11 protein-coding genes are annotated in these 12,410 nt (G+C 50.6%); 10 read left to right on the plus strand and 1 reads right to left on the minus strand.

Going from position 1 to position 12,410, the window contains the following annotated elements:
* The first annotated feature begins 72 nt into the window (after nt 1-72).
* From nuoH to P2W70_RS03990, 10 genes are all read left to right on the plus strand, one after another.
* Nucleotides 73-1,134, plus strand: coding sequence for an NADH-quinone oxidoreductase subunit NuoH (nuoH, locus tag P2W70_RS03945; protein ID WP_276480120.1), 1,062 nt, complete (start codon nt 73-75; stop codon nt 1,132-1,134).
* An 82-nt stretch (nt 1,135-1,216) separates the two neighbouring features.
* Nucleotides 1,217-1,774 carry an NADH-quinone oxidoreductase subunit NuoI gene (gene nuoI / locus P2W70_RS03950; RefSeq protein ID WP_276480121.1) on the plus strand — a complete coding sequence of 186 codons (558 nt, stop codon included), beginning with the start codon at nt 1,217-1,219 and terminating at the stop codon, nt 1,772-1,774.
* A 17-nt stretch (nt 1,775-1,791) separates the two neighbouring features.
* On the plus strand, nt 1,792-2,295 hold the full coding sequence (locus tag P2W70_RS03955) for an NADH-quinone oxidoreductase subunit J family protein (RefSeq protein ID WP_276480122.1): 504 nt from the start codon (nt 1,792-1,794) through the stop codon (nt 2,293-2,295).
* Between the two features lie 25 nt (nt 2,296-2,320).
* The gene (gene nuoK / locus P2W70_RS03960) at nt 2,321-2,650 is read left to right on the plus strand and encodes an NADH-quinone oxidoreductase subunit NuoK (protein WP_276480123.1); all 330 of its coding nucleotides are present in this window, start codon (nt 2,321-2,323) and stop codon (nt 2,648-2,650) included.
* A 76-nt stretch (nt 2,651-2,726) separates the two neighbouring features.
* Complete coding sequence (gene nuoL / locus P2W70_RS03965) at nt 2,727-4,664, plus strand: NADH-quinone oxidoreductase subunit L (RefSeq protein ID WP_276480124.1); 1,938 nt, start codon at nt 2,727-2,729, stop codon at nt 4,662-4,664.
* A gap of 96 nt (nt 4,665-4,760) precedes the next feature.
* Nucleotides 4,761-6,230, plus strand: a complete 1,470-nt coding sequence (locus tag P2W70_RS03970) for a complex I subunit 4 family protein (protein ID WP_276480125.1) — start codon at nt 4,761-4,763, stop codon at nt 6,228-6,230.
* 21 nt (nt 6,231-6,251) lie between these two features.
* Nucleotides 6,252-7,634, plus strand: a complete 1,383-nt coding sequence (locus P2W70_RS03975) for an NADH-quinone oxidoreductase subunit N (RefSeq protein WP_276480126.1) — start codon at nt 6,252-6,254, stop codon at nt 7,632-7,634.
* Nucleotides 7,635-7,724: 90 nt separating this feature from the next.
* Entirely contained in the window at nt 7,725-9,002 is a 1,278-nt protein-coding gene (locus P2W70_RS03980) for an ABC transporter permease (protein ID WP_276480127.1), read from the plus strand.
* A gap of 88 nt (nt 9,003-9,090) precedes the next feature.
* Nucleotides 9,091-9,435, plus strand: a complete 345-nt coding sequence (locus tag P2W70_RS03985) for a hypothetical protein (protein WP_276480128.1) — start codon at nt 9,091-9,093, stop codon at nt 9,433-9,435.
* Entirely contained in the window at nt 9,395-9,682 is a 288-nt protein-coding gene (locus P2W70_RS03990; RefSeq protein ID WP_276480129.1) for a hypothetical protein, read from the plus strand. Before P2W70_RS03985 ends, P2W70_RS03990 begins: the two co-directional genes overlap by 41 nt.
* Before the next feature lie 97 nt (nt 9,683-9,779).
* Here P2W70_RS03990 and P2W70_RS03995 read toward each other — a convergent pair whose 3' ends face one another.
* Entirely contained in the window at nt 9,780-12,329 is a 2,550-nt protein-coding gene (locus P2W70_RS03995) for a zinc-dependent metalloprotease (RefSeq protein ID WP_276480130.1), read from the minus strand.
* Nucleotides 12,330-12,410 lie beyond the last annotated feature (81 nt).

A 12,410-nucleotide genomic window follows, 5' to 3' on the forward strand; every position in this document is an offset into this window, starting at 1 on the left:
GGAGGCAGTTCAATAGCCTTTATGATTGCGCATTTGATAAGTTAAGAACTGAAAAAAGCAGACGCTTAAGATATGTATTTTACCTTGTTAGCATTCGACTGGTTGTTCATGATCGAGAAGCTGGTACTGATCGTCGGGATCGTTTCCATCTCGCTGGTAATAGCGATGTACGAAACCTGGCTCGAGCGTAAGGTGGCAGCCTGGATGCAGGACCGTCGTGGTCCCAGCAGAGCGGGTCCCATCGGGTTGTTGCAGCCATTGGCCGACGGTCTGAAACTGTTCATGAAAGAAGAGATCATTCCCAATACCTCCAACCGGTTGCTGTTTATCCTGGGCCCCTGCCTGGCGATGCTGGCAGCGATGATGACCTCCGCGGTTATTCCCTGGGGTGGCAACATCGATTTCTTTGGCCGTGCAGTGAGCCTGCAGATCGCTGACATCAATATTGGTATCCTGTATGTGTTTGCCGTGGTGAGCATGGGGGTATTCGGTATCATGATCGGTGGCTGGGCATCCAACAACAAGTTCTCGCTGATGGCGGCATTGCGCGGTGCTTCGCAGGCAATCTCTTACGAGTTGCCGATGGGCCTGTCGCTGATCGCCCTGCTGATGCTGACCGGCTCTTTAAAGCTGAGTGTGATCGTTGGTCAACAGCTGGATGGTGTCTGGAACGTCGTATATCAGCCACTGGGCTTCCTCATCTTCCTGATATGTGCTTTTGCCGAGTGTAACCGTACGCCTTTCGACTTACCCGAGGCTGAAAATGAGCTGAACTTTGGATATCACCAGGAGTACAGCTCCATGAAACTTGGATTTTATCTGTTTGCAGAGTACATCAATATGTTCATCAGCAGTGTCATCATGTCTACCCTGTATTTTGGTGGTTATGATATACCGTTTGTGAACGATGCAGCGCTGGCGGAAAGCATCGGGGTGAACCTGACGGCTGGATTGCAGGCACTGACCCTGTTTATCAAGACAGGCGGCTTTATCTTCTTCTTCATGTGGGTGCGCTGGACGATCCCGCGCTTCCGTTATGACCAGCTGATGAACCTGGGCTGGAAGAAGATGGTACCGTTGGCACTGGCCAATATGATCATCACGGCTGCTGTGATCCTGTGGCTGAAGAAATAACAATGATCGAATAATTGGCCATGCTGTAAATAGGATATAATTCGATTTCTTTGCAGTCGGTCCAAACACGTAATTAATTTGTATGCAAGCATTAACAAACAGAGCGAAACCGGTTGATCGTAAGCCCATGACTTTCGTGGAGCGGTTGTACCTCTGGAATATTGCCAAGGGGATGATGATCACCTTCAAGCATCTCTTTAAGAAGAAAGCGACCATCAATTACCCCGAACAAACGCGCCCCTTCAGCCCGGTATTCCGTGGATTGCATGTGCTGAACCGCGATGAGCAGGGACGTGAGCGTTGTACGGCCTGCGGTCTTTGTGCCGTAGCCTGCCCTGCCGAAGCCATCACGATGGAAGCGGCCGAGCGTAAACAAGGAGAAGAGAACCTGTTCCGCGAAGAGAAGTATGCTGCGAAGTACGAGATCAATATGCTGCGTTGTATCTTCTGTGGTTTGTGTGAAGAAGCCTGTCCGAAAGATGCTATCTACCTGAGTGAAACATTTGCGCCGGCCAACTACCAGCGTAAAGGATTGATATATGGCAAACCGGACCTGTTGATCCCTCACCCGATCGACAATCCCGAAGAGTATCAACAAGCGCTGGGTAACCGGGCTAACAAGCAACAACAGGAGAACTAAACAACTGCACATTTCAAATGAGCATTTCAGAAATATTATTCTACTTTCTTAGTGTAATGGCACTTGGTAGTGCCTTGATGGTGATCATCAGTCGTAATCCAGTACATAGTGTGTTGTGGCTGATCGTGACCTTCTTCGCTATTTCCGGACACTATATCATGATGAATGCCCAGTTTCTGGGTATTGTGAACCTGATCGTTTATGCGGGTGCCATCATGGTACTGTTCCTGTTCGTGATCATGTTGATGAACCTGAATGCCGAAACCGAACCCAAGAAGAACAAGTGGCTGCGGATGGCGGGTATCGTGGCCGGTGGCTGTTTGCTGCTGGTTCTGGTAGCTGCCCTGAAAGATGCCGAGGTAAGAACATCGGCGGTTCAGTTGGTGGATGGTGACATCGGCCTGATCAAGCAACTGGGCTCTGTATTGTTTACAGACTATGTAGTACCCTTCGAGATCAGCAGCGTATTGTTTTTGAGCGCGATGGTCGGTGCGGTAGTGATCGGTAAAAAAGGTGATTAGTACACAACTTGATTTCTAGTAGTATATGAATATAGAATATTACATCGTTTTGTCCATTGCGCTGTTCTGCATCGGTATTGCCGGTGTGCTGACCCGTCGTAATGCCATTATCATCTTTATGTGCATTGAGCTGATGCTGAATGCCGTGAACCTGTTGCTCGTGGCATTCTCGAAGATGCACCACCTGAAAGGTGTGGCGGCCAACCCCAACGCAGGCATCGAAGGACAGCTGTTTGTATTCTTCATCATGGTGGTAGCGGCAGCGGAAGTGAGCGTGGGCCTGGCGATCATCGTAATGATGTACCGGAATACGCATTCAGTAGACGTTAATTTCCTTAACCGGTTGAAACACTGATATCAGCAATTGGTGGAAGCGGCCAGGTCGAAGCGCCGGTTGAGCTACCACAATTTCTGACTACCAATTAGGCTTTATGAAGAATGTTATACAATTAGTGTGGTTAATTCCCTTGCTGCCGTTGATCGGTTTCCTGATCAATGGTGTGTTCCGCAAACAACTTTCGAAGTCGCTGACCAGCATCATCGGCAGTGGTGTGATCTTGGGTTCCTTTGTGGTGAGCCTGCTGATCTTCCTGCAGGTAAAGCAAGGGCATACCGGTGTCGTTGATCTCTTTAACTTTATCAGCGTCGGTAAGCTGTCTATTCCGTTCTCGTTTCAGGTCGACCAGCTCTCTTCCATCTTTCTGCTGGTGATCACGGGAGTAGGTTTCCTGATCCACGTGTACTCGGCCGCTTACATGCACGAAGAAGAAGGACAGCACTACGCCCGTTATTTCGCTTACCTGAACCTCTTCGTGTTCTCCATGTTGCTGCTGGTACTCGGCTCCAACTACGTGATCATGTTTATCGGTTGGGAAGGTGTAGGTCTTTGTTCTTACCTCCTCATTGGATACTGGTTCAAGAATGTCGATTATACCAATGCTGCCAAGAAAGCCTTTGTGATGAACCGCATCGGTGACCTGGGCTTCCTGCTGGCGATCTTCTGGATCATCAACCAATTTGGATCTGTTACTTATAGCAATGTATTTGAGCAGGTGGCCGCCAATGCCAAGACGTTACACGGTAGTGCAGCGATCATCGGCATCACCCTGTTACTTTTTGTAGGTGCTACCGGTAAAAGTGCTCAGATCCCTTTATACACCTGGCTGCCGGATGCGATGGCGGGTCCTACGCCAGTATCGGCCCTGATCCACGCGGCTACGATGGTAACGGCAGGTATCTATATGATCGCGCGTAGCAATATTCTTTATACGCTGGCGCCTTCCACCAATACCGTGGTAGCAATCGTCGGCCTGGCAACTGCAGCCTTTGCAGCGACCATCGCCCTCAAGCAAAACGATATCAAGAAAGTGCTGGCCTACTCTACGGTGAGCCAGTTGGGTTATATGTTCCTGGGTCTTGGCGTAGGTGCCTATACCGGTGCTGTATTCCACGTAATGACGCACGCCTTCTTCAAAGCTTTGTTATTCCTCGGTGCCGGTTCCGTGATCCATGGTATGCACCATGAGCAGGATATCCGCCACATGGGTGGCCTGAAGAAATACATGCCGATCACCCATCTCACCTTCCTGTTGGGTTGTATCGCGATCGCCGGTATTCCTCCTTTTTCCGGCTTCTTCTCCAAAGACGAAATTCTGGCAGCCGCTTACGGCGCCAACAAGATATACTGGATTATTGGTGTGATCACCGCTGGTATGACGGCCTTCTATATGTTCCGCCTCTACGCAACGACCTTCCTGGGCCAGTTCCGTGGTGGTGAACACCTGCACGGTCATCATCCCCATGAAAGCCCTGCCGCGATGACCATTCCGCTCATTGTACTGGCTATTCTGAGTGTGATCGGTGGTTGGGTCGGTATTCCTGAAGTGCTCATGCCGAATGCGCATTCGCTGGAGCATTTCCTCGATCCGATCTTTAAAAGATCGGCGGAGGTAGCAACACAACTGCATTTGCACACGCATGATCATCCGGATCATACCACCGAGTATATATTGATGGGTGTATCGGTAGGTGTCGCGGTGATCGCGATCTTCTATGCCGTGGCCCGCTTCAGCAAACGCCCCGAACTGGGCGAACCTACCGGTTTCGGCAAGGTACTCGCCAACAAATGGTATGTGGACGAACTGTACAATGCGATCATCGTGAAGCCGCTCAACTGGCTCGGTAAGTTCCTCAACAACTTCGTGGAAAGAGATGTGATCGACTGGACGGTAAACGGTGTTGGCAAAATGATCAGCTACAGCAGCCGCCAGGTCCGCTTGCTGCAAAGCGGTCAGGTAGGCAGCTATGTGTTGCTGATGGTGCTCGGTATCCTGGCCTTCTTCGTGATACAGTTCTTTGTGAAGAAATAATGTGACGACCGGGGTGTGTGGTGTGGTTCGTGTGAAGCTCCCCCAAATGATAATGAGGCGATCAGAATTTTCAAATCAGAAATTTAGAAATCAGAAATGATACCTGTTTTACTAATCGTTGTCCCGTTGCTGAGTGGTTTGGCAGCTTTCTTCATCAAACAGGAGAAAGGCGTCAAGACATGGGCATTGCTGTCTACGGTGATTACGCTCGTTGTTTCCCTGCTGGGCCTGACGGTACTGAACAAAGCTGCTAACCTGCATGCCGACGCTGAATGGTTGCCCTTGCTGGGTAGCCGGTTCACGGTTGGTCTGGATGGGATGGGGCAGGTACTTTGCCTGCTGACGGCGGTTGCTTTCCCGATCATCCTGGTAGCTACCTGGAATTCTACCTACAAGCAGGCGCATAATTTTTACGCCTTCATGCTGCTGTCACAAGCAGGTTTGATGGGGGTGTTCCTGGCTTATGATGCGCTGCTGTTCTACTTCTTCTGGGAGCTTGCGCTGATCCCTGCTTATTTCCTCTGTTCGATCTGGGGTGGTGAGAAGAGAATACCGGTTACTTTCAAATTCTTCGTGTATACATTTATTGGTTCGCTGCTGATGCTGGTAGGTATCATTTACATCTACCTGCACACGCCCGACCAATCTTTTGCCCTCGATGCATTTTACAAAGCAACGCTGACCAATAAGGAACAGGGTTGGATCTTCTGGTTGTTCTTCATCGCTTTTGCGATCAAGATGCCGGTGTTTCCTTTCCATACCTGGCAGCCGGATGCTTACGAGCAGTCACCTACTGCGGTGACGATGGTGTTGAGTGGTGTGATGGTGAAAATGGGCCTGTTTGGCGTGATCCGCTGGCTGGCACCAGTACTACCCATGGCTACCTGGCTGAATGGTGATACTGTGGCATTGCTTTCCGTGATCGGGATGATCTATGCTTCACTGATCGCCATGCAACAGGATGACCTGAAGCGACTGATCGCTTACTCTTCCATCGCCCACATGGGCCTGATGTGTATGGCGATCTTCGTTACTTCCGAACAGGGTATGCAAGGGGTGATGATCCAGATGTTCAACCACGGTGTCAACATCATAGGTATGTGGATCGTGGTAGAACTGATCGAGCGTCAAACGGGAACCCGCAAGATCTCCGAACTGGGTGGCCTGGCACAGAAGGCACCCGGCCTGACGATCATGCTGGTGATTGTAGCCCTGGCCAATGTGGCCCTGCCGCTTACCAACGCCTTTATCGGAGAGTTCCTCCTGTTTACGGGTGTGTTCAACTCGACCGTTTCCAAGAACAGTCATTGGTTCGCAGCAGCAGGTGGTATTACCATCATCCTGTCTGCGGTGTATACCCTCAATATGATCCAAAAGGTGTTTTACGGCAATACCTCTTCGCTGACCGCTTCCTTCAAGGACATCCGGTTCAACGAGCGGTTGGTGTTGGGTATATTGGTGATCGTGATCGTGGTGATCGGTGTGTACCCCAGGCCTTTCCTGGCGCTCACACAGGAAACTGTAGATACGATCTTATCGAGAATGATCATTAAACAGCCATCATAAGCGAAAGCATAGAATTTAATTATGAATGCAATTGTAATATCGGCTATCTGGGGTGTGGTGATGATGTTTAGCGGCATCTTCAGCAAGAACAATGCTGTGATACGCGGTACAGCCGTTACCGGACTGGCTTTATTGATAGTCGTCAACTGTTTGGAATTGGATGGTACGAGCCTTTTCAAGGTCAACGTACACGGCTTGCTCTACTTCAACAGCTTTAGCCTGCTTTTCAACACCATTGCTTTCGGCAGCACCTTACTGTTCACCCTGCTGTCGGGTCGCGATATGGAACGGGTAGGTCGTAGTACGCCCGATTATTTTGCCCTGATCTTCTTCATCCTGTGTGGTGTCAGCATCTCTTCCTCTTTCAACAGCCTGCTGATGCTGTTCCTGGGTATCGAGATCATGTCGATTCCGCTGTACATCCTGACCGGTACTGATAAGCGGAACCTGAAGAGCAACGAAGCTTCCCTGAAGTACTTCCTGATGGGGTCTTTCTCTACGGGCTTGATGCTAATGGGTATTGCCCTCATCTATGGTGCGAAAGGTGGTTTTGGCCTGGATGTGATCCGCTTCGGAACGACCGAGCTGACCCCTATGATCAGTGCTGGTTTGCTGCTGTTGCTGGTGTCGATGTCTTTTAAAGTATCTGCGGCGCCCTTCCACTTCTGGACGCCCGACGTATATGATGGTGCACCTACGGTGTTCACTTCTTTTATGGCTACGGTGATCAAGGCTGCTGGTTTCATCGCCTTCCTCCGGTTGTTCGATGACGCGTTTGGCGACCTGCATCCCAAATGGCAACTGATCGTGGCGGTCGTAACAGCGGCTACCCTGGTCATTGGTAATATCACAGCGGTTTTCCAGCAGAGCGTAAAGCGTATGCTGGCCTACTCCAGTATCGCCCAGGCAGGGTTCATGATGTTTGCCCTGGTAGCACTCAATGAAACCGGGAAGCAAGGGCTGTTGTTCTATACTGCTGCGTACAGCGTGGCCACCATTGGTGTTTTTGCCGTACTGATCAAAATGAAGGATTATACGTTTGAAGGTTTCAACGGCCTGGCCAAACGTCAGCCTGTGTTGGCGGCTACCACGGCGGTGTTTTTACTGTCGCTGGCAGGCATTCCCGGTACGGCTGGTTTCATGGCCAAGTTTTACATGCTGACGGCGGCTGTGAGCAACGGTCATGTATTGTGGCTGGTGATCGTTGGTATCCTGTGTGCGGCTATCAGTGTATACTACTATTTCCGGGTGATACAGGCCATGTACTTCAAAGATGGAGAGGCCCAGGTGGCAGAAGTGTCCGGAACCTTCAAGTTCCTGCTGGTGGTGATGGCTGCTATCGTGGTATTGCTGGGGATCTTCCCGCAATGGCTGCTGGATAAGCTCTACTTTTTCCTGATTTAATATATTCTTATTGAATACGAAAACTCCCTCCTCCAGAGGGAGTTTTTTTGTTGAGGGTAATATTTCTTACTTTAGTGAGACAGATAGTATATGACATTCCGGGATACCTTCTCCTTAGCTTTCAGGACTGTACGCGGCAACAGGTTGCGTACCGGCATCACAGTAGCCATTATTGCGCTGGGTATCACCGCGCTGATTGGTATCAATACCGCTATTGCCGCCATGCAGCAGAAGTTCCTGGAGAGCTTTTCCTCCATGGGAGCCACCGGATTTACCATCCGTTTCCGGGAGCCCCGCAATTTCTTTGGAGGCGGTTCTCAACTGAAGAAGGAGCAAAAGGGTAAGAAAAGGGAGAAGAAATCGAACCAGGGTAAGCCGATCACCGAACTGCAGGCGGAAACCTTCAAATCAAGTTTTCAGTTTCCCTCCCAGGTGAGCATGAATATTTTCGGTTCGCGTAATGCCATCGTGTCTACCGGCAGTAAAAAGAGCAATCCCAATGTATGGGTATTGGGGGGCGACGAGAACTATGCCGACCTGAACGGCTTTACCATCTCTTATGGCCGCAACCTCAACGCCCTGGATATTCAATCTGCCCGTAATGTATGCCTCATTGGCCGGGATGTTGCCAAGCGCTTTTTCGGTGACAATATCGAAGCGCCCGTCGGCCAAACGATCAAGATAAACAATATTCCTTTTCTCATAGTCGGCGCCTTGGCGGCCAAAGGGTCTACCATGGGGCGTAGCCTGGATAATACCATCATCACTACGTATAGCAATGTGCGTAGTTATTTCAATTCCAACGCCAATGCCAGCTTCTCCATCCAGGTGAAGGTGCCTGATATCAAACTGATGGACGGGGCGATCGGTGAGGCGACGGGTATTTTCCGGCCCATCCGGCGGTTGACTATAACAGAAGAAGACAACTTCGTGATCGATAAAAGTGACAGCATCGTGGAGATGCTGATGCGTAACCTCAGCTTTATCACCATTGCGGCCGTACTGATCGGGGTGATTACCCTTGCAGGGGCGGCGATCGGCCTGATGAACATCATGCTGGTGGCGGTTACCGAGCGTACCAAGGAAATCGGCCTGGTCAAGGCCATCGGTGGCAAACGCGGCAATATACAAACGCAATTCCTGCTCGAGTCCGTGATCATCAGCCTCCTGGGTGCGCTGATTGGGATCGTATTGGGGATCGGAGTGGGTAATATCGCTGGTTTGTTGCTTTCTACCAGCTTCGTGATCCCCTGGAACTGGGTGATCCTGGGTGTGGTGATCTGTTCACTGGTTGGTCTGGGAGCCGGTCTCTATCCCGCCATCAAAGCTTCCCGCCTCAATCCCATCGAGGCCCTGCGGTACGAGTAAATTCACCTTAACAAAGTTTTAGGCGTGCCGGCTTATGCAGAAGCCAGGAAGGTGCATCCTTTGCCTATCCTTCATCAAAACACCTTTCATGAAACAATTCCTTCAGCACTCCTGGCTGTTGATGGGCCTGGCCCTGCATGCCTGTGGTTTCTCGGCTTCCCGCGATACAGACGGACGGTCGTCCAGGCAAGGCGGTGCCACCAGTCAAACCGGTACCACATCCCCTCATCATGCAATGGATTCCATAGGCGCAGTGAGCTGGTTGGCGCAGGCGGATAGTAAGTATTATTATTCCGGGCCGATGGACCGTGACGTGTACGTATACGTGCAACTGAAAGGCAACGACCAGCAGTTGGACAAAAAGCGGGTACCGCTCAATATATCACTGGTCCTTGACCGTAGCGGCTCTATGGCTGGTTACGGAGTCGGTTGACGAGGTGATGGCCAAGGTGGACGCGGGACAATATGACCAGGCCCGGACACTGGCTGATTCAGTGGTGACCAGGTTGCAGTCAAGGCAGCAAAGCCTGCCCTCCTCCAAATTGAAGAAGCAGGAACAGGCGGTGGCCGCGTACGGCAAAGAGATCATTAAGGTAAAATCGATGCGGGAGACGGATAAGAAGGTATACCAGAAAAGCAACAAAATGATGAACTACGAATCGAAGAAGGGGAAGCATTAACAGTGCGTGGAGCGCTGATGTGTGTTGGGGCTATGTTTCTCCAAAATATAAAGGGCCGCCTTGTGGGCAGCCCTTTACTATCGTTGTTGTTGACAACTTATTTTGGATCGAGGATCTTGCTGATGCGATCATTCAGATCCTGCAGGTGATAACGGCTCATCTTGTCGCCATAAGCAGGAGCTGCGGCAGCGATCTCTGCTTTCAGTTGACGGAGGATGCCTTTAGCCACTGACATGACATCCGATTTTTTAGGATCGGCTACAGGTCCGAAGCTGATCACAAAACCGCCCAGTGAACCACCTTGTGCAGGAGGATTGACAATGGCGCCGAGTCTTTCAACATAAGACTTTTGCAAGTTGCGACGGTAGTTGTCGATCGGCTTTCGGGTAGCGAGTTCGCTCCATACCGCTTTCTTCAGGTCTTCCATGTACTCATCGAGGCGGTACGCCGAAGCATCACGGTTGGAAGAAGAAACGAGGCGCTGCATGCGACTTGCATTGATCAATACACCCAGGTAGCTGTCCTGCATGGTGCTGATGCGATCGGTTGTGGGCGAAGAGATCTTGTTGAGGATGTTCTTGCCCAGCAGCCAGGTGGGAGTTTCCAGGTAGTTCTTCGTAATGAAGGCCATGGCTTCTTTCTGAAGCGCTTTGGGAACTACGGTATATACTTCACCAGTTTGTTCGGTGGTTTTGTAGTCGGTATAGATACCACCGATATAAGTGGCCACGTGACCATAATAGCGGTTGAACTGACCCAGTAATTCGGAATACACTTCATCCAGATTTTGGTAGTTCTCTCCGGGCTCATTGAGCCAGCTGGCAAGCTTGGGCAACATCCATTTCAGGTTCTTGATGCCATATTCGTTGGCTTTCATCATATTGTCGCCCAATGCTTCCGTTTGCGCACGGGGGTCGATACCATTCTGGTGGATGAAGCGGAAACGGGGATCGTTGTATTTAGCTTTTACCCAATCGTTGAGTACCGCTTTTTCACCGTCTTCGTCTTTATCGAGGATCGGACGGTAACCCCACTCGATGGAGTACAGGTCATAATCACCAATGCGGGGATACATGCCTGCAGGGCCGATCTTGTCTTCTGGCTGTGCTACGTAGTTGAAGCGGGCATAGTCCATGATGGAGGAGGTATGGCCGTTGGCTTCTACCCATGTTTTGTCACGCAGTTTTTCAACGGGTGTGCCGGCAGAAGAACCCATGTTGTGCGGCAGACCGAGGGTATGTCCTACTTCGTGAGAAGATACAAAGCGGATCAGCTGTCCCATCAGTTCATCGGAGAACTCAGCCTTGCGGGCATTGGGATCGCTGGGCGACGCCTGGATCAGGTACCAGTTGCGCAGCAGGCGCATGACGTTGTGGTACCAGTTGATGTGTGATTCGATGATCTCGCCGCTGCGAGGATCGTGTACGTGCGGTCCGCTGGCATTGGGGATATCGGAAGGTTTGTATACGATGGCCGAGTAGCGGGCATCTTCCAGGCTCCAGGTACTGTCTTCTGCCTTGGTAGGTGCAGTCTTTGCCATGATGGCGTTTTTGAAACCGGCTTTCTCGAAGGCTTTCTGCCAATCGTTAACGCCCTGGATCAGGTAAGGTACCCATTTGGCGGGTGTAGCGGGATCGATGTAGTAGATGATGGGCTTAACGGGCTCTACCAGTTCACCGCGTTTGAATTTTTCGATGTCACCTGGTTTTACTTCCAGTTTCCAGCGGGTGATCATGCTGATATCCTTCACACCCTGTGGATCGGCATCAAAATCTGTATACTCTGTGGTAAAATACGCAACTCTGTCATCATAGAAGCGAGGGCGCATGGCGACCTTGGGCAACAATACGATGGAGGTATTGAGTTCGAAAGTGGCGTTGCCGGTAGGTCCGGAAGGCATCATTCCCGGGATGGGGGAGGGGGCCGCCATTTTACTGTACGTCTTTACGGTTTTGATCTCAGTATTAATGGGATAGGTCTTGATATCTACGATATACGACTTATCGGGCTGCATGCCACCGATGCGGAGGGCCGTTTTGAAATAAGAAGCAAAGAAGAAGATATCGTTGTCACCGCTGATAAAATCGGTGATATCGATGAGTGACCCGGTGCTGTCTTTGGAGAAGGCCTTGATATCAAAGGCAGCGCTGATGGGTTGAATGTTGGAGTTCTGTACCGTTTTGTACATGGGCTTGGTAGAGTCCTTGGCATAAACGGAGAAGGAGATGTTGCGGAGGAACACCTTATTATTAGGTCCTTTTTCGAAGCGGATCACGTTTTCGTTGATCTCATCGCCTGCGTAGCCGAAAAATCCGGCGCGGGTATCGATGGGCGCTTTGGAAATGCGGTTGACGACGAGTACATCTCTTCCGAGCAGGCTATCATTCACCTCAAGATACCATTTGTCTTCTACCTTGTGAACGCCAAAGAGACCCTTGCGGGAAGTGGCTTTATCGGTAACAACATCTTTGAAAGGTTTGGGACCTGGCTTGGGGGGCGCAGGTGGGACAACGACGGGACGGGGTTTGGCTGTGTCAGCAGCGGGTGTAGTTCCTTGTCTCCGGCTTTGTGCGGAAACAGACGAGGCTAAACAGCCGGCAGCCACAAGCAATAAAATACTTTTTCTCAGCTTGGGGGTTTTCTCCATGTTAAATGTTATTTAATGGCTGAAGATAAGCAAAAGGGGTTCAAAGGGTATGGTAGGATTGTACCAATGGTCGAAAAACAG

Source organism: Paraflavitalea pollutisoli (assembly GCF_029360705.1).
Classification (GTDB): domain Bacteria; phylum Bacteroidota; class Bacteroidia; order Chitinophagales; family Chitinophagaceae; genus Paraflavitalea; species Paraflavitalea pollutisoli.

What these genes read in the sequence shown, in the direction of transcription:
- nuoI (WP_276480121.1), top strand. Translation starts at nt 1,217, where the DNA reads ATGCAAGCATTAACAAACAGAGCGAAACCGGTTGATCGTAAGCCCATG.
- P2W70_RS03985 (WP_276480128.1), top strand. Translation starts at nt 9,091, where the DNA reads ATGAAACAATTCCTTCAGCACTCCTGGCTGTTGATGGGCCTGGCCCTG.
- P2W70_RS03975 (WP_276480126.1), top strand. Translation starts at nt 6,252, where the DNA reads ATGAATGCAATTGTAATATCGGCTATCTGGGGTGTGGTGATGATGTTT.
- P2W70_RS03995 (WP_276480130.1), bottom strand. Translation starts at nt 12,329, where the DNA reads ATGGAGAAAACCCCCAAGCTGAGAAAAAGTATTTTATTGCTTGTGGCT.
- P2W70_RS03970 (WP_276480125.1), top strand. Translation starts at nt 4,761, where the DNA reads ATGATACCTGTTTTACTAATCGTTGTCCCGTTGCTGAGTGGTTTGGCA.
- nuoK (WP_276480123.1), top strand. Translation starts at nt 2,321, where the DNA reads ATGAATATAGAATATTACATCGTTTTGTCCATTGCGCTGTTCTGCATC.
- nuoL (WP_276480124.1), top strand. Translation starts at nt 2,727, where the DNA reads ATGAAGAATGTTATACAATTAGTGTGGTTAATTCCCTTGCTGCCGTTG.
- nuoH (WP_276480120.1), top strand. Translation starts at nt 73, where the DNA reads ATGTATTTTACCTTGTTAGCATTCGACTGGTTGTTCATGATCGAGAAG.
- P2W70_RS03980 (WP_276480127.1), top strand. Translation starts at nt 7,725, where the DNA reads ATGACATTCCGGGATACCTTCTCCTTAGCTTTCAGGACTGTACGCGGC.
- P2W70_RS03955 (WP_276480122.1), top strand. Translation starts at nt 1,792, where the DNA reads ATGAGCATTTCAGAAATATTATTCTACTTTCTTAGTGTAATGGCACTT.